Origin of the sequence: Rhodovulum sp. HP10 (assembly GCF_047553435.1) — a bacterium.
In the GTDB taxonomy this organism is placed as follows: Bacteria; Pseudomonadota; Alphaproteobacteria; order Rhodobacterales; family Rhodobacteraceae; genus Rhodovulum.
In genome coordinates this window covers 977,331-996,860 of sequence record NZ_CP180201.1, presented here as the reverse complement: position 1 = coordinate 996,860, position 19,530 = coordinate 977,331, and the positions used below count along the sequence as shown (strand labels likewise).

Sequence of the window (19,530 nt, the reverse complement as noted above, 5' to 3'; positions counted from 1 at the left end):
GGGCATTTGGCGACAAAGCCGCAAAGATTCCCTTACCCCGGTTCCGAAAGACCGGCTCCGCAAGCAGGAAAGACCGTCGGATTTTATCTAGGCGGCAGCGTGGCCGGCGATGGGCTTTCCGGTGTCCGGCAGAGTGCGGGATCGGTGCAGCCTTCGGCGCGAAACGACTGTCGGCGCGCGGGCGGCAGGCCGAGTGCCGCGAGGTCGTCGTCCATCCGGGCCAGATCGGCAGGGCTCAGCAGGGCGGGATGAACCGTACAGCGCAGATCGGCGGTAACGCCGCTGTCGCGCAGCAGGCCCAAGCTTTCACGCGCTTTCGCGCCGCTGCCGGGGGCGCCGGTGATCCGGTCATAGGCATCGAAGGGGGCCTTCACGTCGAACCCCACCCAGTCGAGCAGCGGCAGCGCCCGGGCGAAGCGCGCGGGATAGGCGCCGCCACTATGGAGCCCGGTGCGAAAGCCCATCGCCCGAAGCTCGGCAAGCACCTCGGGCAGGCCCTTCTGCAACAAGGGTTCCCCGCCCGAGATCACCACCCCGTCAAGCAGCCCCTGCCGGCGGTCGAGAAAGGCCAGGACCGCGTCCCAGCCGATCCGGCCCGGCCCCGCCGCCAGCAGCTCGGTGTTGTGGCAATAACGGCAGGCCCAGGGACAGCCTTGGCAGAAGACCGTCGCCACCAGTTCGCCGGGCCAGTCGACGCTCGAATGCCGGACCAGCCCGGAGATCGCAAGCTCAGCCAAGCCGCGCCTTCGCCTCGTCGAAATAGACCCGTTCGGCGGCCTCGCCCTTCTTGCCGGTGTTGAAGGAGGACATCGGGCGGTGATAGCCCATCACCCGGGTCCAGACCTCGCAGCGGGTGCGCTCTTCGTCCGTCAGGACGATTTCGGCATCCCGGGTCGTCATGTCCTTGTCGATCATGGTCATCGGATCGCTCCTTCAGCTGGCTTTCGCGCGCTTCGCCGCGATCAGCTCGGCGTCGCATTTCGGGCAGAATTCGTGCTCGCCCGCGAGATACCCGTGTTTCGGGCAGATCGAGAAGGTGGGCGTCACGGTGATATAGGGCAGGCGGAAGGACGACAGCGCCCGGCGCACGAGCTTCTTGCAGGCCTCGGCCGACGAGATCCGCTCGCCCATGTAAAGATGCAGGACCGTGCCGCCGGTATAGCGCGCCTGCAACGGCTCCTGATGTTCGAGCGCCTCGAACGGGTCGGCGGTATATCCGACCGGAAGCTGGGTCGAGTTGGTGTAATAGGGCTGATCGTCGGTGCCCGCCTGCAGGATGCCCGGGAAGCGCTTCCGGTCCTCGCGGGCAAAGCGGTAGGTCGTGCCCTCGGCGGGCGTGGCCTCTAGATTGTACATGTGCCCGGTCTCTTCCTGGAACTCGACCATCCGGGCGCGCAGGTGATCCATCAGCCTGAGGGCAAGCGCCTGGCCCGCCTCGGTCGCAATGTCCTCGCGGTCGTCGGTGAAGTTCCGGATCATCTCGTTCACGCCGTTCACGCCCAGCGTCGAGAAGTGGTTCCGGAGCGTGCCGAGGTAGCGCTTGGTATAGGGGAAAAGCCCGGCCTCGATATGATGCTCGATCACCTTGCGCTTGAGCTCCAGGCTGGTGCGGGCGATCCCCGCCAGCCGGTCGAGCGCGGCCAGAAGCCCCGCCTCGTCGCCCTTGTGCAGATGGCCGAGCCGGGCGCAGTTGATGGTGACGACGCCAAGGCTGCCGGTCTGCTCGGCCGAGCCGAACAGACCGTTGCCGCGTTTCAGAAGCTCGGTCAGGTCAAGCTGCAGGCGGCAGCACATCGAGCGCACCATATGCGGCTCGAGCTCCGAATTCACGAAGTTCTGGAAATAGGGCAGCCCGTATTTCGCCGTCATCTCGAACAGATAACCGGCATTCTCGCTGTCCCAGGGGAAATCGGGGGTGATGTTGTAGGTCGGGATCGGGAAGGTGAAGACCCGGCCCCTGGCATCGCCCGCGGTCATCACCTCCATATAGGCGCGGTTGATCATGTCCATCTCGGACTGCAGCTCGCCATAGGTGAACTCCGCCTCGCGCCCGCCGATCACCGGCACCTGATCGCGCAGGTCTTCCGGGCAGGTCCAGTCGAAGGTCAGGTTGGTGAAGGGCGTCTGCGTGCCCCAGCGCGAGGGCACGTTCAGATTGTAGATGAATTCCTGCATCGCCTGCCGGACGGCGGCGAAATCGAGCCCGTCGCGCCGGACATAGGGCGCCAGATAGGTATCGAACGAGCTGAAGGCCTGGGCGCCGGCCCATTCGTTCTGCAACGTGCCGAGGAAGTTCACGATCTGGCCCAGGGCGCTTGTCAGATGCATCGGCGCGGCGGATTCGATGGTGCCGGGCACGCCGTTCAGCCCCTCGCGCAGCAGCGTCCTCAGAGACCAGCCCGCGCAATAGCCCGCGAACATGTCGAGATCGTGGATATGGATGTCGCCCTGGCGATGGGCCTGGCCGACCTCGGGCGGGTAGATATGGCTCAGCCAGTAATTCGCCGTCACCTTGCCCGAGGTGTTCAGGATCATCCCGCCCAACGAATAGCCCTGATTCGCGTTGGCATTCACTCGCCAGTCCGAGCGGTCGAGATATTCGTTGATCGAGCTTTCGACATCGACCAGCACCCGGCGGTCCTCGCGCAGCCGCGCATGCTGGGCGCGATAGACCGCATAGGCGCGCACCGTCGCGATCCGGTTGGCGCCGATCAGCGCCTGTTCGACGGCATCCTGGATCTCCTCGACATCGGGCGCGCCGTCCGCGTGTCGGAAGCTCAGCACCCGCACCACCTGGGCGGTGAGATGCGCGGCCTCCTCGGCGCCGAATTCGCCGGTGGCCTCGCCCGCGCGGGCGATGGCGCGGGCGATCCGGCCGGGGTCGAAGGGAACGATCTGGCCGTCGCGGTTGGCGACGGAACGGGGCGAGGGGGCGGTCATGGCGGTTCGCTTTCGGTTCTGGTCAGGGGCGGCAGGCAGGGAGGCACGCGGACCCGCCGGTCCGACGCACGCACCCGAGCCCACCGCTCGCGGTCGTTCGGTCCGCTCTGGCAGGTCTCCTGACTTCGCGGCTCGGACGCCCTGGCCCTCCTTCCCGGCGTCTTGCGCCAGTGGATCACGGGGCCGCAGCTTGCCGCTGACAGTTGCGGGGGCAGTGCCGGATTCTCACCGGCTTCCCTCTTCGCCCACGGGATGAACCGCGGGAACCAAAGCAACATGATATTGATGCCGATGGGGATATTTTGTCAATATGTAGTGGGTGCGACCTTCGCGCACCCTCGGGTGCCGCCATCGGGCCCTGCCGCCGCGCGCCTATGCCTGCGGCAAGGCGGGAGGCGGAGACGTCTTCCTGCCAGCGCCCGGGCGCCATCACGGGCCAGCCCCGGGGAAGGGGGTAGGCGATCGGCGCTGTCGCCGCAAGCCGAAGCCGCTATGCTGGCGCCGACCGGCCGAAGGGGAAAGCGATGGAATACATGGAATGGCAACGGCTTCTGACCAGAAGCCGGCACGGACAGTCGGAGATCGTGGATGCGCCCGAGCGGCCCGCCTTCCTGGTCGATCTCGACCGGGTGATCTTCTCGCAGCCATTCCGGCGGCTTGCCAACAAGACCCAGGTGCATCCGCTTTACGAGAACGACCACCTGCATCACCGGATGATCCACAGCCTCGAGACCAGCAGCGTGGGCCGCTCGCTGGGGTTCGAGGTCGGGCAGGCGCTGGCCGCGCGGGGCATCCTGTCCGAAGGGGCGGGCCACGAGCTGTCCTATATCCTGCAGGCGGCCTGTGCTGCCCATGATATCGGCAATCCGCCCTTCGGCCATGCCGGCGAGGATGCAATCTCGGAGTGGTTCGCGACCCGGCGCCCCTTCGAGGCCGATCTGAGCCCGGGCCAGCGCCGGGAGTTCGAGCATTTCGAGGGCAATGCCCAGGGCTTCCGGATCCTGACCCGGCTGGAGATGTACCGGCTCGAGGGCGGCATGCGGCTGACCCATGCCGTTCTGGGCGCCTTCACCAAATATCCCTGCCTCGCAAAGGACGGTGCGCTGGGCCGGGACGCGCCCACCATCGGCCTGAAGAAATACGGGGCCTTCGAGGCAGAGGCCGCGCATCTGGCCGGGATGGCCGAAAGCACCGGGTTGATTCCCCGGGATGCCGGCTGGCAACGGCACCCGCTGGCCTTCCTCGTCGAGGCGGCGGACAATATCTGCTACAACATCCTCGATCTCGAGGATGCCTTTACCACCGGCGTCCTGTCCCATGGCGAGGTGCGGCCGCTGCTGGAGGCGCTGATCGGCAAGGAAGTCGCGCCCGTCCCCGGCGGGACGCACGCCGAGCATGTGGGCCATCTGCGCGCCCGGGCCGTCCATGGCGCCATCCGCGCCAGTGTCGCGGCCTTTCTGGACCACCATGACGACATTCTCGCGGGCCGGTTCTCGGCCGAGCTGACCGATGTCTTCGCGCTGAAGGAGGCCTTTGCGGCGATTTCCGATGTCGCGAATGAGCGGATCTTCCCCTCGTCGCGCAAGATGGAGCTGGAAGTGGCGGGGCGCGATCTGATCTTTGCGCTGCTCGACCGCTTCCTTGCGGTGATCGAGGAGCTGGCCCGCCATGGCTGGAATGTCGCGGCGATGGAGGAGGACAAACCCTATCTGCGCAAGCTGGTCGCCTCGGCCGGAATGGATCTGCGCGATGTCCGCGACCCCTATTCGGGGCTTCATGCCCTGACCGATTTCGTCTCGGGCATGACCGACCGCTACGCGGTGAAGATGGCGCGGCCGCTGGGGCTCTGAGCCCGTAAGACAAGGCGCCCGGGCAGGGACTGCCCGGGCGCCGGATCGTCAGGCGGTTGCGGATCAGCCCTGCAGGCTGCGCACCCCGATTTCGCCTTCCTCGCGCGATTTCATCGCCAGGGCGGCGGCATGGCAGCCCGCCGCGGTGGTGAAATAGGGGATGCGGTCCATCAGCGCGACATTCCGGATCGAGCGGCTGTCCTCGACCGCGCGGTTGCCCTCGGTGGTGTTCATCACCAGCTGGACCAGCCCGTCCTTCATCACGTCGACAATGGTGCGTCCGCCCTCATAGGCCTTCTTGACCAGCGTGGCCTCGATCCCGTTCTCGGCCAGGAAGCCCGCCGTTCCGCGCGTCGCGAGGATGCGGAAGCCCAGATCGACCAGGACCCTGGCGGTCTCGACCAGCGCGGGCGTCTTGTCGGCGTCCTTGATCGACAGGAAGACCTGACCCTCGCGCGGCAGATCGGTGCCCGCCCCGAGCTGGGCCTTGAGGAAGGCCCGCGGGAAGGAGCGGTCCCAGCCCATGACCTCGCCGGTCGAGCGCATTTCCGGCCCCAGCAGCGTGTCGACGCCGGGGAAGCGGGCAAAGGGCATCACCGCCTCCTTGACCGAGAACCAGGGCATGATCGGGTCGGCCAGCGACATCTGGTCGGCCAACGGCAGCGGCGTGTCGGGGCTGGTTTCGGCGGGGTAGGGGGCGCGCATCGGGAAGGCCGACAGCTTCTCGCCCGCCATCAGCCGCGCCGCGATCGAGGCGATGGCGCTGTCGGTGGCCTTGGCGACGAAGGGCACGGTGCGCGAGGCGCGCGGGTTGACCTCGATCAGATAGACCTCGCCATCCTTGACCGCGAATTGCACATTCATCAGCCCTACCACGCCGAGGGCCAGGGCCAGCGCCTCGGCCTGGCGTTTCAGTTCGGCCACGATCTCCTTGGGCAGGCTGTGCGGCGGCAGGCAGCAGGCGCTGTCGCCCGAATGGACGCCCGCCTCCTCGATATGCTCCATGATGCCCGCGACATGGACCTTCTCGCCGTCGCAAAGCGCGTCGACATCGACCTCGGTCGCGCCCGAGAGATAGCTGTCGAGCAGGACCGGCGACTTGCCCGAAACCACCACCGCCTCGTTGATGTAGCGTTCGAGCTGGGGCGTGTCGCGGACGATCTCCATGGCGCGGCCGCCCAGCACGTAGGAGGGCCGGATCACCAGCGGATAGCCGATCTCCTCGGCGGCTTTCATCGCGGCCGCGGCCGAGGCCGCGATGGCGTTCCGGGGTTGCTTGAGGCCGAGCCTGTTGACCAGTTCCTGGAAGCGCTCGCGGTCTTCGGCAAGGTCGATGGCATCGGGCGTGGTTCCCAGGATCGGAATGCCCGCGGCCTCGAGGTCATTGGCCAGTTTCAGCGGCGTCTGGCCGCCGAACTGCACGATCACGCCATGCAGCGTGCCGGCCATCTTCTCGACCCGGAGGATCTCCATCACATGCTCGAAGGTCAGCGGCTCGAAATAGAGCCGGTCCGAGGTGTCGTAATCGGTCGAGACCGTTTCCGGGTTGCAGTTGATCATGATGGTCTCATACCCGGCTTCGGTCAGCGCAAAGCAGGCATGGCAGCAGCAGTAGTCGAACTCGATCCCCTGACCGATCCGGTTCGGGCCGCCGCCGAGGATGACCACCTTCTTGCGGGCCGAGGGACGGGCCTCGCATTCGGTCTCGCCCATCGCCGGGGTCTCGTAGGTCGAGTACATGTAAGGCGTCTGCGCCTCGAATTCGGCAGCGCAGGTGTCGATCCGCTTGAAGACGGCATGGACCCCCAGATTGTCGCGCGCCCGGCGCACCTGATCCTCGTCGCGGCCGGTGAGCCTGGCCAGACGCGCGTCCGAGAAGCCCATCATCTTGAGCTGGCGCAGCCCCTCTTCGGTCAGCGGCAGGCCGTCCTTGCGGATCCGTGCCTCGGCCTCGACGATCTCGCGGATGCGGGCCAGGAACCAGGGGTCGTAGCTGGTGGCGGCATGGATCTCGTCGTCGCTGAGCCCGTGGCGCATCGCCTGGGCCACGACCCGCAGCCGGTCCGGGGTCTGCCGGGTCAGCGCGGCGACGATCTGGGCCGGGTCGGGCGCGCCGGGAATGGCGATCTCGTCGAAGCCGGTCAGGCCGGTTTCCAGCGAGGCCAGCGCCTTCTGCAGCGATTCGTGGATGGTGCGGCCGATGGCCATGGCCTCGCCGACCGATTTCATCGCCGTGGTCAGCTCGGGCTTCGAGCCCGGGAATTTCTCGAAGGCAAAGCGCGGGATCTTGGTCACGACATAGTCGATGGTCGGCTCGAAGCTCGCCGGCGTGACCTTGGTGATGTCGTTGTCGAGCTCGTCAAGCGTGTAGCCCACCGCCAGCTTGGCCGCGATCTTGGCGATCGGAAAGCCGGTGGCTTTCGAGGCCAGCGCCGAGGAGCGCGACACCCGCGGGTTCATCTCGATCACGACCATGCGGCCGTCCTCGGGGTTGATCGCCCATTGCACGTTCGAGCCGCCGGTCTCGACCCCGATCTCGCGCAGCACGGCAATCGAGCCGTTGCGCATGATCTGGTATTCCTTGTCGGTCAGGGTCAGCGCCGGTGCGACGGTGATCGAGTCGCCCGTATGCACGCCCATCGGATCGATATTCTCGATGGCACAGACGATGATGGCATTGTCCGCCTTGTCGCGGACCACCTCCATCTCGAATTCCTTCCAGCCCAGCAGGCTTTCGTCGATCAGGATCTGGCTGACCGGCGAGGCGTCGAGCCCGCTCTTGCAGTAATATTCGAATTCCTGGCGGTTATAGGCCACGCCCCCGCCGGTGCCGCCCAGCGTGAAGGCGGGCCGGATGATCGCCGGCAGGCCCACATGCTCGAGCGCGGCCATGCATTCTTCCATGTTGTTGGCGATGGTGGCCTTGGGGTTTTCCAGCCCGATCCGGTCCATCGCCTCGCGGAACAGCTTGCGGTCCTCGGCCATCTCGATGGCGGCGCGGTTGGCGCCGATCAGCTCGACCCCGTATTTGTGCAGCACGCCCATGTCGGCGAGCTTCAGCGAGGTGTTCAGCCCGGTCTGTCCGCCCATCGTCGGCAGAAGTGCGTCGGGGCGTTCCTTCTCGATGATCTTGGCGACGACCTCGGGGGTGATCGGCTCGATATAGGTGGCGTCGGCCAGCTCGGGATCGGTCATGATCGTGGCCGGGTTCGAGTTGACTAGGATGACCCGGTAACCTTCCTCGCGCAGGGCCTTGCAGGCCTGGGCGCCGGAATAGTCGAACTCGCAGGCCTGCCCGATGATGATGGGACCCGCGCCGATGATCATGATGGACTTGATATCGGTTCTCTTCGGCATGTCCCGCTCTCAGTTTTGGCAAATTGCTCGGCGTTATAGCCAAGCGGCCTTGGGGTGCAAGGGTGGGCGAGGGAAAATCGGCGCGTGCGCCTGCGGGACCGGTGGAACCGGTGCAGGCCGTACCGCATTTGTGAACGATCTGCCTGCATGATGCCGGAACGTTGCCCCGGCCCGGCCCGGCTTTACTGCCAGGCTGGAGGGCCGGACGCCTTTGCGGGGTCCGCCGGTCCCGCAGGCGAAACCGCGCCGCCCCGGGAAAGGCCCTGAGACGAGGAGTGAAGACATGGCCTGGACGCTCGATCTCGCACTGGAACGCCGCGTGCTCCGACGCGGCAGGCTTTGGGGTGAATTCCTGCTGTTCTATGTCGGGACCCCGCTGGCCATGGCGCTGTTCATGCCGCCGCAGGCGCTGTTTCCGGTGCTTCTGAGCCTGACCGCGGTCGGGCTGGGGCTGCTGTGGCAGACCGAAGGATTTTGCTGGTCCGACCTGATCCGCGGGCTGCGCGGGATCGACCCGTGGCTGGTGCTGGGCTTCGCGGTCGTGACCACGGCGATCGTCGGCACGCTGACGGTTCTGGTGGTGCCGCAGGACGCGCTGGCGCTGGTGCGCGGCAATCCGCTCTTGCTGGCCTCGATTCTGCTGTTCTACCCGCCGCTCTCGGCGCTGCCGCAGGAAATCGTGTTCCGGGTCCTGTTCTTCCGACGCTACGGGCCGATCCTGCCGGGACTGCGCATGGCGATGGTGCTGAATGCAGGGCTCTTCTCGCTTGCCCATCTGATGTACTGGAACGCGGTCGTCTGCGGGCTGAGCTTTCTCGGCGGGCTGGTCTTCGCCTGGGCCTGCGAGGCGCGCCGGAATTTTCCGCTGGCGGTGATCCTGCATGCGGTCGCCGGCTGGATCCTGTTCACCGGTGGGCTCGGGGTCCTGTTTCACTCGGGCAATGTGGTGCGCCCGTTCTAAGGCGGTTCCCTGGCCGGTCCCGGGGCGTGTTCCGGGCCGCGGAACCCGGAGGCGGCGATTTGACTTGTGTCAATTTAGATTGACAGGGGATGTGTCATGTTCCCCGCGAAACACGGGGAGTCGATCCATGCGCATTGTCTTTATTCATCCCAACTACAAGTCCGGCGGCGCCGAGATCGCAGGCAACTGGCCGCCGGCCTGGGTGGCCTATCTCACCGGGTCGCTGCGGACGGCGGGATATGACGACATCACGTTCATCGACGCGATGACCAACGACATTTCCGAGGACGAGGTCCGCAAGCAACTGAAGGCGCTGCAGCCCGACGTCATCGCGACCACCTCGATCACGCCCTCGATCTACGCGGCCGAGCGGCTGATGGAGATCGCCAAGGAAGAGGTGCCGAACGCGGTCCGTGTCCTCGGCGGCATCCACGCGACCTTCATGTTCAAGCAGGTCCTGTCCGAGGCGCCCTGGATCGACGTCATCGTGCGGGGCGAGGGCGAAGAGATCGTAGTCAACCTGATGAACGCGATCCGCGACGGCAAATGGCCGGAAAGCCGCCGCGACATCAAGGGGCTCGCCTTCCTCGACGGTGACGAGATCGTGGCGACCGCCGCCGCGCCGACCATCAAGGATGTCGATTCGATCAAGCCCGACTGGACCATCCTCGAATGGGAGAAGTACATCTACATCCCGCTGAACTGCCGGGTCGCGATCCCGAACATGGCGCGGGGCTGCCCGTTCACCTGTTCGTTCTGCTCGCAATGGAAGTTCTGGCGCGATTACCGGATCCGCGACCCCAAGAAGGTGGTCGACGAGATCGAGGACCTGGTCGAGAACCACAAGGTGGGCTTCTTCATCCTCGCCGACGAGGAACCGACCATCAACCGCAAGAAGTTCATCGCCTTCTGCCAGGAGCTGATCGACCGCGGCCTGCCCGACAAGGTCAAATGGGGCATCAACACCCGGGTGACCGACATCCTGCGCGACGAGGAGCTTCTGCCCTTCTATCGCAAGGCGGGGCTCGTCCATATCTCGCTCGGGACCGAGGCGGCAGCGCAGCTCAAGCTCGACCAGTTCAACAAGGAAACCCGGGTCGAGGACAACAAGCGCGCGATCCAGCTTCTGCGCGAGGCCGACATCCTGACCGAGGCGCAGTTTATCGTCGGCATGGACAACGAGACCGAGGAAACGCTGGAAGAGACCTTCCAGCTCTGCTGGGACTGGCAGCCCGATCTCGCCAACTGGGCGATGTACACGCCTTGGCCCTTCACGCCGCTCTTCCAGGAGCTGCATAACAAGGTCGAGGTCTTCGATTACAGCCGCTACAACTTCGTGAACCCGATCATGAAGCCCGAGGCGATGGACCGGGCCCAGCTTCTGGACCGGGTGATGCACAACTATCGCCGGTTCTACATGCGCAAGGCGCTGTTCCACTATCCCTGGCGCGGCAACGGCTTCCGCCGGCGCTACCTGCTGGGCTGCCTCAAGGCCTTCCTCAAGGCGGGCGTGGGCCGGTCCTTCTATGACCTCGGCAAGAACAACTACTGGGGTCCGCAATCGAAGGACAAGGTGCATTTCGATTTCGACATGTCTCGCAAACCTGCCGCCGCGCAGATCGAGGACTGGGAATCGAATGCCGACCGCGCGGCCCAGGCCGCGGCCCGGCGCAAGTCCAAGGATACCAGCTTCAAGATGCCCGCCGACGATCCTTCGCAGGTGAAGGCCTGCGGTGGCGGCGATCAGCAGATGGAAGAAGTCTGACATGAAGGACGACCTGTCCGGCCGCGCGGGCCGGATCGGACCGAATGCCGTTCTCCAGCTCCTCCCTGTGCTGGAGGCGGCGGGCGGAGCGGCGCTTCGCGACGAGATGCTTGATGCGGCGGGCCTGTCGACGCCTCCGTCCGATACCGGCCTGATGGACGAGGGACCGGCCGCCGCCATGCATCGCGCGTTGCGCCGACGCCTGCCCGGCCGCGCGCCCGACCTCCTGCGGGAGGCCGGCGCGCGGACCGGGGATTACATTCTTGCCCATCGCATCCCGGCGCTGGCGCAGCGGGTGCTGAAGCTGCTGCCGCCCGCGCTGGCGGCGCCGATTCTCGCCAGGGCCATCGCCAAGCACAGCTGGACCTTCGCCGGGTCGGGCGCCTTCCGCGTGGTCTCGACCCGCCCGCTGGTGTTCGAACTGACCGACAATCCCCTGATCCGCGGCGAGAGCGCTCCCCATCCGATCTGCGTCTGGCATGAGGCGGTGTTCGACCGGCTGTTCCAGACCCTTGTCGACCGCCGCCTGCGCACCCGCGAGCAGAGCTGCTCGGCCAGCGGCGGCGCGGTCTGCCGTTTCGAGATCACCCGCGGCTGAGCGCCGCCCCGGTCCGGTTTCCCCGATCCAATCCGGCCCGGCCCCCGGCCGGGCCTTGGGTATTTCGCGGCCGCGTGGGCGGGCTGCGATGGCTTCATGGGGCAGGGCGGCACGCCGGAGGGTACGGCGGCGCCTTCCTCCGTCAGCGCGGGGGACGAGGTGTCGCGCCCCGCCTTGAGGTTTCGAGCGGCCTTAGGGGGCAAAGCTGCAGGCGATGGCCGACGCTCTCGACGCTCCCCTTGACTTCGCGGGCCATCGGGGGTGTATCGGCCCGAACCGAAGACACGAGCCCCGAGGATCGTCTGATGCACGCCTATCGCAGCCATACCTGCGCCGACCTGAACAAGTCCCATGTGGGCGAGACCGTGCGACTGTCGGGCTGGGTCCATCGCGTCCGCGATCATGGTGGCATCCTGTTCATCGACCTGCGCGACCATTACGGCATCACCCAGGTGCTGGCCGATCCCGACAGCCCGGCCTTCGCCGCTGTCGAGAAGGTGCGCTCGGAATGGTGCATCCGCATCGATGGCGTGGTGAAGGCGCGCTCCGAGGATCTGGTGAACCCGAAGCTTCCCACCGGCGAGATCGAGGTCTTCGTCCGCGAGCTCGAAGTGCTCGGCCAGGCCGAGGAACTGCCGCTGATGGTCTTCGGCGATCAGGAATACCCCGAGGAAACCCGGCTGCGCTATCGCTATCTCGACCTGCGCCGCGAGGCGATGCAGGCCAACATGACCCTGCGCTCGGATGTCGTGGCCTCGATCCGGCGGCGGATGTGGGACAAGGGCTTCCGCGAATACCAGACCCCGATCATCACCGCCTCCAGCCCCGAAGGCGCGCGCGACTTCCTGGTGCCGTCGCGGCTGCACCCGGGCAAGTTCTACGCGCTGCCGCAGGCGCCGCAGATCTTCAAGCAGCTGATCATGGTCTCGGGCTTCGACCGCTATTTCCAGATCGCGCCCTGTTTCCGCGACGAGGACCCGCGCGCCGACCGTTCGCCCACCGACTTCTACCAGCTCGACATGGAGATGAGCTTCGTCCAGCAGCAGGACGTCTTCGACACCGTCCAGCCGGTGATCGCGGGCATCTTCGAGGAATTCGGCGGCGGCCGTAAGGTCGATGCCGACTGGCCGCAGATCGCCTATGCCGATGCGATGAAATGGTACGGCACCGACAAGCCGGACCTCCGGAACCCGATCAGGATGCAGGATGTCTCCGAGCATTTCCGCGGCTCGGGCTTCGCGATCTTCGCGAAACTGCTGGAGCAGGACGGCACCGAGATCCGCGCGATCCCCGCGCCCAAGGGCGGCAGCCGCAAGTTCTGCGACCGGATGAACGCCTTTGCCCAGAAGGAAGGCTTGCCCGGGATGGGCTACATCTTCTGGCGCGAAGGTACTTTGATGGTCAAAAAGTCAGCGCCTCAGAAGACTCCGCTGGAGGTCTATGCCGGGCTGCTCGCAGGCGAGGAGTGGGTTGATACTGCCGCCCCCATTGAAAATGCAGAGCAATGGGAAAAGCGACCGGCACTCGAAGCCGCGGGCCCCCTGGCCAAGAATATCGGCCCCGAACGCACCGAGGCGATCCGCCAGCAGCTGGGGCTCGGCGTGGGCGACGCGGCCTTCTTCCTCGGCGGCAAGGCCTCGTCCTTCCAGACCGTCGCGGGCAAGGCGCGCACCGTCATAGGCGACGAGCTGGGCCTGACCGAGAAGGACCGCTTCGCCTTCTGCTGGATCGTCGATTTCCCGATGTACGAGAAGGATGACGAGACCGGCGCCGTCGATTTCGAACACAACCCCTTCTCGATGCCGCAGGGAGGCATGGAGGCGCTCGACGGCGACCCGCTGACCGTCAAGGGCTTCCAGTACGACCTGGCCTGCAACGGCTACGAGCTGGTCTCTGGCGCGGTCCGGAACCACCGTCTGGACATCATGTTCAAGGCCTTCTCGCTGGCGGGCTATGCCGAGGACGAGGTGCGCAAGCGTTTCCCGAGCCTTGTCAACGCCTTCCGCTTCGGCCCGCCGCCCCACGGCGGCTGCGCGGCCGGGATCGACCGGATCGTGATGCTGCTGGCCGACCAGCAGAACATCCGCGAGGTCATCATGTTCCCGATGAACCAGCGTGCCGAGGACCTGATGATGGGCGCGCCCAACGAGCCCAGCAATGACCAGCTTCGCGAACTCTCTCTGCGTGTGATCCCGCAGGAGTGAGGCCCTTCGGGGCTGATCGAAAAGGCCCTGGCGGATCCTGCCAGGGCCTTTTCTTTGTCGTGAGTGATGTGTCGAGACTTGGGAACTGGCCGCTCCGAGGGGGAGCGGAGCGGCCAGAGGGTTCAGATGACGGCCACGGTGTCGCTCAGGGCGATGGCCACGGAGAAGGACATGGCCCCGTCCCGGTGATGGTCCTGTCGACCGAGGTCCCGGGACAGGCGGTCATCCTGTCCTTATTCTGGCAGGGCAGTGGTTAAAAAATCGATAACGGACGAATGCGGCGAGATAGGGGCCGGGGCTTCAGCCAGGGGGAGTGTGTCCTGGGCTTCTCCGTGGGCTTCTCGGTGGCCCGGGATCGCAAAGGGCACTGGTCACGGCCATGAACCGGCCTTTGGGCGGTTTATGGCTGGCCTGTCATCCCGTATCGGCGCGCGCAACGGACAGAGGCGGCCGGATCGAAACAAGCGCCTAAGCCAGCCTGGCCCGTTTCCGTTATCGGGCAAGACGCATTAATAATGGCGGCAGCTGCCCCGTCATGGGGCGCGGCCTAGCTGCAATAGGCTGCAGCGGTCTCGCCGAAAAGCTTGTAACGGCGCCAGAATTCGGCGTCGCGCTGACGGTCGGACTGGCGCACCACCTGGGCCTGATGCGGGTCGCGGAAGAAACCGGCCGCGCGGCTCTGGTCGCCGCGGGTCAGGGTGATGTCGGCGGCCTGCTGGATGCAGCCACAAAGCCCACGGGTCACGCCGGGGCGGTCCGAGGCGAGGCAGGCCCGTTCGATCTGGCCTGCATTGGCTGTCATTGCAGAAAGGCCGGCCAGAACGGCCGCGGTTGCGAAAAGCTTCACTGTCATCTGTCGTTCTCCCGGGCCGGGTGGCGGACTGCTCTTCCGATTCCGGCCGCATCTGTTTGCGGGAGATTAGCGCAGGGAATTGCATCGCCGCAACCGGGCCGACGCAGACGTGATAAGCGTCCGGCCCTGTTCAGGCGGTCTGGACGACATGGGTGGTGATGGCGGCGAAGAACAGCATGCTGGCGATCAGGACGAAGACATGCCAGATCGTGTTGTGATAGGGCAGCTTTTCCCAGAGGTAGAAGATCATGCCCAGGGTGTAGAGGCTGCCGCCCGCGATCACGAGGCCCAGAACCGGGGCCGACAGTGCCGCGAATATGCTCCAGCCCGCGACGGCGCCGGCCCAGCCCATGGCCGGGTAGAGCGTCAGATTGACGGCCCGGAACCGGTAGGGCGCGAAGACGCGCAGGCCCGTGCCCGCCATGGCTGCGGCCCAGAGCCCGGCCAGCAGCGTTACGCCATGGCCCGACAGCAGCGTGAAGGGCGTGTAGGTGCCCGCGATCTTCCAGTAGATGGCCGAATGGTCGAGCCGCCGGAAGATCGGCGTCCAGCCGGGATGCCGGACCATGTGATATAGCGCCGAGAAGCCCAGCATGGCACAGAGCGCGACGCCGTAGATCGCGATGGCGACAATGGCGGACAGATCGCCCCGGATCACCACGGCCAGAATGACGAGGGCGGGTACGCCGAGCGCAGCGGCGGTCAGCCCGGTCACATGCACGATGGCGTCAGACCGGCGTTCGGCCCGGGTGTAGTCGCGAGGATGTTCCGGCATCCGTTGCATGGCGGCCTCCAAAACTTGTCCTCCTGCAGGTTCATCGCAAATTTAAGCGAATCTGAGTTAAAGACGCATCAAAACCGTGCCGCCCGCCCTGATTTGCTGTCCGGCACGCAGCGCCGGTCAGCGCGAGATGCGGAAACCGGATCCCTCGGGCCGCTCGCCCGGCATGGTCTCGACGGCCGCGACCCGCGCCGAAGCTGGCCCCTCTTGCAGCGCATCGAGCATCCGCGCCACCCGGTCTTCCGGCCCCGCAAGCAGTGCCAGAACCGTTCCGTCCGCTTCGTTCCGCACCCAGCCCGACAGGTCCAGCTCGGTCGCCCGCGACAAGGTCCAGGCGCGGAAGCCCACGCCCTGCACCCGGCCCGCGATACGGACCCGGACAGCGATCTGGTCGGTCATCGGCATTTCAGTTGTCCCCTTGAGTCCATCTAGGAGCGAAGGCGCAGGTTTCGAGAGCCGATGCCTTAAAGAGTTTTCAGCCAGGCTTCGGCTGCGTCGATCACCTGCCGGATCTCCGCTACATGCAAGGCGAGATACCCCAGGCCCGCCGGGACACTCCAGTCGATGGCCTTGTCAACGGCCCGGTCGAGCTTTCCGCCGGTCCATTTCCCGATCTCTGCCATAACCCCACTCAAGGCACTGATGGCAGAGCGAATCTTGTCCTTATCCGGAATCTCCCGTCCCGCTTCGGCCTTGAGCTCTTCCAGCGGCGGCCATACGATCACAAACTCGCGCCGAAGCTCCGCCTCGGTCTCGATAGGCTTCGGCGGATTGTTGCCCCCGATGCCGGTCCGATCCCGCGCGGCCGCCGCAAGCTGCCGTTCAAGCTCTTCGATCCGCCGTTGAAGCCCGATGCGCGCCCGCAATTCCTCGATCCGGTCCGCAATCCGCTCGGGCCCGGCATTCCAATCCTCGTCGGGGAGCAGAACGACCCGCCGCAGGAGGTCCCAGTCGACGGGGCGGCCCGCCAGCATGTCCGCATACCCGCTTTCCCAGAAGGTCCAGACGTGTGGGTCCTGCTGCCAGAAGGCGCGGAGTTTATCGTAGTCCTGGGCCCGAAGCTCGGGAAGTTCCCCCTCCGGCCAGAGCGGTCGGCGGAAAGGGTCAGCCGGCTTCGTTCTGGACAAAGTGTCTGCATCCACAAAGGCGGCATCGCTGGCATTTGATACGGCGCCGACGGCACTTCTGCATTCCAATCGTGCATCCAGGGGATCACGGTCGGCGGCAGCACGGGCGGCCGCCACAGCGGCTGCCGCCTTAGCCATGCCTGCGGCCGCTACAGCTCTGTCGGCAGCGGCAACGGCCCTCAATCTCGCGGGAAGACTCTTCCTCGAGTATGGGGAAGCTCGCACTTCCCGACGCCAATATGGCGCGCAGGACGGACAAAACGATCCCTGATAAAACCTCATCTCTGGCAGTCGTCACCGCGGGCAACGCGCGCAAGGCGCAGCGCGTGTCAAAGGCAAACTGGACCTCGTGCGGCTGGGTCTTCAGCCAGGTCTCGGCACTCTTCCAGTCGATAATCGGCATCGCCCCCCTCCCTGTGAGGGCCAGTCTGGGGGCCTCTTCCGCCCGATCAAGCCGGTAAGTGCGGCCTTTGCGACTGCCTTCGCGCCCCTGCATCCGCCTTGCCTCAACAGCCTGCGTGCGTTTCCGTGCGGACGTGGTATATCTGGCCCCCGCACCGCTCTCTCCCGGCCCCGGCCCGCCCGGAGCGCCGACCCGAAACAGCCCATTGACCGGCTCCGAAAAGCACCGCATATCCGCCCGCATGACCGAGCTCAGATACATCCGCAACTTCTCCATCGTGGCCCATATCGACCACGGGAAATCGACCCTTGCCGACCGGCTGATCCAGCTGACCGGCACTGTCGCCGAACGCGACATGAAGGAGCAGCTGCTCGACGCGATGGATATCGAGCGCGAGCGCGGCATCACCATCAAGGCCAATACCGTCCGGATCGAATATCCGGCCAAGGACGGCCATACCTATGTGCTGAACCTGATCGACACCCCCGGCCATGTCGACTTCGCCTATGAGGTCTCGCGCTCGATGCGCGCGGTCGAGGGCTCGCTGCTGGTCGTCGATGCGACGCAAGGTGTCGAGGCGCAGACGCTGGCCAATGTCTACACCGCCATCGATGCCGATCACGAGATCGTGCCGGTCCTGAACAAGATCGACCTGCCCGCGGCCGAACCAGACCGCGTCAAGGAACAGATCGAGGATGTGATCGGCATCGACGCCTCGGAAGCGATCGAGATCAGCGCCAAGACGGGGCTGGGCATTCCCGATGTGCTGGAGGCCATCGTCAAGCGCCTGCCCCAGCCGCATGAGGGCGACCCGACGAAGCCCCTGAAGGCGCTGCTGGTCGACAGCTATTACGATCCCTATCTGGGCGTGGTTGTTCTGGTGCGCATCATCGACGGCATGCTGAAGAAGGGCGACCGGATCCGGATGATGAGGACCGGGGGCGTCTATCCGGTCGACCGGATCGGCGTGTTCCGGCCCGCGATGCAGAATGTCGACGAGTTGGGCCCGGGCGAGATCGGTTTCCTGACCGCCTCGATCAAGCAGGTCCGCGACACCCGCGTCGGCGATACGGTGACGACCGAGAAGAAGGGCTGCGAGACGCCGCTTCCGGGCTTCAAGCCCAGCCAGCCGGTGGTGTTCTGCGGGCTCTTCCCGGTCGATACCAACGATTTCGACGATCTGCGCGACGCCATCGAGAAACTGGCGCTGAACGACGCCTCCTTCACCTCCGAGATGGAGACCTCGGCCGCGCTGGGCTTCGGCTTCCGCTGCGGGTTCCTCGGGCTTCTGCATCTCGAGGTCGTGCGCGACCGGCTCGAGCGCGAATACGGGATCGATCTGATCACCACCGCGCCCTCGGTGATCTACAAGATCCACATGAAGGACGGCGAGGTGCGCGAGCTGCACAACCCCGCCGACATGCCCGACCTGACCTATGTCGACCATATCGAGGAGCCGCGGATCAAGGCGACTATCCTCGTGCCCGACGAATATCTGGGCGACGTCCTGAAGCTGTGCCAGGACCGCCGCGGCGAGCAGCTGGACCTGACCTATGCCGGTTCGCGCGCGATGGCGGTCTATGACCTGCCGCTGAACGAGGTGGTGTTCGACTTCTACGACCGGCTCAAATCGGTGACCAAGGGCTATGCCAGCTTCGACTACCAGATCTCGGGCTATCGCGCCGATTTCCTCGTCAAGATGCAGATCCTCGTCAATGACGAGCCGGTCGATGCGCTGTCGGTCATGGTCCATCGCGACCGCGCCGAGCTGCGGGGCCGGGCGATGTGCGAGAAGCTGAAAGAGCTGATCCCGCGCCACATGTTCAAGATCCCGATCCAGGCGGCCATCGGCGGCCGGGTGATCGCGCGCGAGACGCTGGCGGCGCTGCGCAAGGACGTGACCGCCAAATGCTATGGCGGCGACGCGACGCGGAAGAAGAAGCTTCTGGAAAAGCAGAAAGCCGGCAAGAAGAAGATGCGCCAGTTCGGCAAGGTCGAGATCCCGCAGCAGGCCTTCATCAACGCGCTCAAGATGGACGACTGAGCTTTCTGCGGGGCTCCCGGAAGTCCCGTGTTTCGAGGTCGTGATCCGGGGGCCGATTCGACCCGGCCGGAACCGGGAAGCGGACTTGAGGGCTTCAGGGCCGGGCAGGGGCTGCGGGGCGCGGCAGCCTTGCGGCTGTTCTGTGGCGCGGGCTTGCCATTGCGGGACGGAGCCGGTCGCGACTGCGTGAGGCCCCGCCCTCGCTCTGGACCTCGGCGCCGAGTTGGGTCATACCAACTCGAAACCGGTCAGGAGGGACGCATGGGCGTGGTCGACAGTTTTCTCAGCTATGTGACCTGGTGGAACGGCCAGACCGTGAACACGCGGCTCTGGACCGCGCGCAATGGTCAGAAGGTCGGCGAGGACGCGCAGGGAAACGTGTTCTACCGCTCGAAGGACGGCAAGCGTCGCTGGGTGATCTACAATGGCGAGGTCGAGGCAAGCCGGATCTCGCCCGACTGGCATGGCTGGCTGCACCACACCTATGACGCGCCGCCGACCGAGGCGCCGCTGCCCCACCGGGCCTGGGAGAAGCCGCATCAGGAAAACCTGACCGGCACGCCCCTGGCCTATGCACCGCCGGGCTCGATCCGCAGGCCCGAGCCCGCGCCGCGGCGCGATTACGAGGCCTGGCAACCGGAATAACC

14 protein-coding genes, 1 pseudogene and 1 riboswitch are annotated in these 19,530 nt (G+C 65.9%); of the genes and pseudogenes, 7 read left to right on the top strand and 8 right to left on the bottom strand.

Annotated features, from left to right (window positions below; genetic code table 11):
• Positions 1 to 83: 83 nt before the first annotated feature.
• Positions 84 to 737 (bottom strand): anaerobic ribonucleoside-triphosphate reductase activating protein, encoded by a 654-nt coding sequence (locus ACK8CO_RS04495; RefSeq protein WP_414898295.1) that lies wholly within the window; start codon positions 735 to 737, stop codon positions 84 to 86.
• Positions 730 to 2,940, bottom strand: a pseudogene (locus tag ACK8CO_RS04490) (ribonucleoside triphosphate reductase). Before ACK8CO_RS04490 ends, ACK8CO_RS04495 begins: the two are co-directional and overlap by 8 nt.
• A gap of 91 nt (positions 2,941 to 3,031) precedes the next feature.
• A riboswitch (cobalamin riboswitch) is annotated at positions 3,032 to 3,226 on the bottom strand.
• 238 nt (positions 3,227 to 3,464) lie between these two features.
• Between ACK8CO_RS04490 and dgt the strand changes: the two are divergent.
• Positions 3,465 to 4,790 (top strand): dGTP triphosphohydrolase, encoded by a 1,326-nt coding sequence (gene dgt, locus ACK8CO_RS04485; protein ID WP_414898294.1) that lies wholly within the window; start codon positions 3,465 to 3,467, stop codon positions 4,788 to 4,790.
• A gap of 63 nt (positions 4,791 to 4,853) precedes the next feature.
• On the opposite strand, the gene carB is transcribed toward dgt, so the two are convergent.
• Positions 4,854 to 8,147: a carbamoyl-phosphate synthase large subunit gene (carB, locus tag ACK8CO_RS04480; protein ID WP_414898293.1), complete on the bottom strand. Its 3,294-nt coding sequence runs from the start codon at positions 8,145 to 8,147 to the stop codon at positions 4,854 to 4,856.
• A gap of 283 nt (positions 8,148 to 8,430) precedes the next feature.
• On the opposite strand from carB, the gene ACK8CO_RS04475 reads away from it, so the two are divergent.
• The 4 genes from ACK8CO_RS04475 (at position 8,431) to aspS (ending at position 13,675) form a co-directional block, all read left to right on the top strand.
• A complete protein-coding gene (locus ACK8CO_RS04475; RefSeq protein WP_414898292.1) occupies positions 8,431 to 9,108 on the top strand; it encodes a CPBP family intramembrane glutamic endopeptidase in 678 nt (225 codons plus the stop codon).
• Positions 9,109 to 9,235: 127 nt separating this feature from the next.
• Positions 9,236 to 10,873, top strand: coding sequence for a magnesium-protoporphyrin IX monomethyl ester anaerobic oxidative cyclase (gene bchE / locus ACK8CO_RS04470; protein WP_080615600.1), 1,638 nt, complete (start codon positions 9,236 to 9,238; stop codon positions 10,871 to 10,873).
• 1 nt (position 10,874) lies between these two features.
• On the top strand, positions 10,875 to 11,471 hold the full coding sequence (bchJ, locus tag ACK8CO_RS04465; protein ID WP_080615601.1) for a bacteriochlorophyll 4-vinyl reductase: 597 nt from the start codon (positions 10,875 to 10,877) through the stop codon (positions 11,469 to 11,471).
• 305 nt (positions 11,472 to 11,776) lie between these two features.
• Positions 11,777 to 13,675, top strand: a complete 1,899-nt coding sequence (gene aspS, locus ACK8CO_RS04460) for an aspartate--tRNA ligase (RefSeq protein WP_414898291.1) — start codon at positions 11,777 to 11,779, stop codon at positions 13,673 to 13,675.
• Positions 13,676 to 14,222: 547 nt separating this feature from the next.
• Here aspS and ACK8CO_RS04455 read toward each other — a convergent pair.
• The 5 genes from ACK8CO_RS04455 to ACK8CO_RS04435 form a co-directional block, all read right to left on the bottom strand.
• A complete protein-coding gene (locus tag ACK8CO_RS04455) occupies positions 14,223 to 14,528 on the bottom strand; it encodes a hypothetical protein (RefSeq protein WP_080615603.1) in 306 nt (101 codons plus the stop codon).
• Between the two features lie 130 nt (positions 14,529 to 14,658).
• A complete protein-coding gene (trhA, locus tag ACK8CO_RS04450; protein ID WP_414898290.1) occupies positions 14,659 to 15,312 on the bottom strand; it encodes a PAQR family membrane homeostasis protein TrhA in 654 nt (217 codons plus the stop codon).
• A 117-nt stretch (positions 15,313 to 15,429) separates the two neighbouring features.
• Positions 15,430 to 15,708, bottom strand: a complete 279-nt coding sequence (locus ACK8CO_RS04445; RefSeq protein WP_414898289.1) for an acylphosphatase — start codon at positions 15,706 to 15,708, stop codon at positions 15,430 to 15,432.
• 65 nt (positions 15,709 to 15,773) lie between these two features.
• Positions 15,774 to 16,574, bottom strand: coding sequence for a hypothetical protein (locus tag ACK8CO_RS04440; protein WP_414898288.1), 801 nt, complete (start codon positions 16,572 to 16,574; stop codon positions 15,774 to 15,776).
• Complete coding sequence (locus ACK8CO_RS04435) at positions 16,567 to 16,839, bottom strand: hypothetical protein (RefSeq protein WP_414898287.1); 273 nt, start codon at positions 16,837 to 16,839, stop codon at positions 16,567 to 16,569. The genes ACK8CO_RS04440 and ACK8CO_RS04435 overlap by 8 nt, the downstream gene beginning before the upstream one ends.
• A gap of 241 nt (positions 16,840 to 17,080) precedes the next feature.
• On the opposite strand from ACK8CO_RS04435, the gene lepA reads away from it, so the two are divergent.
• Positions 17,081 to 18,883 (top strand): translation elongation factor 4, encoded by a 1,803-nt coding sequence (gene lepA, locus ACK8CO_RS04430; protein ID WP_414898286.1) that lies wholly within the window; start codon positions 17,081 to 17,083, stop codon positions 18,881 to 18,883.
• A 261-nt stretch (positions 18,884 to 19,144) separates the two neighbouring features.
• Complete coding sequence (locus tag ACK8CO_RS04425) at positions 19,145 to 19,528, top strand: NADH:ubiquinone oxidoreductase subunit NDUFA12 (protein WP_080615607.1); 384 nt, start codon at positions 19,145 to 19,147, stop codon at positions 19,526 to 19,528.
• The last annotated feature ends 2 nt before the right edge of the window (positions 19,529 to 19,530 follow it).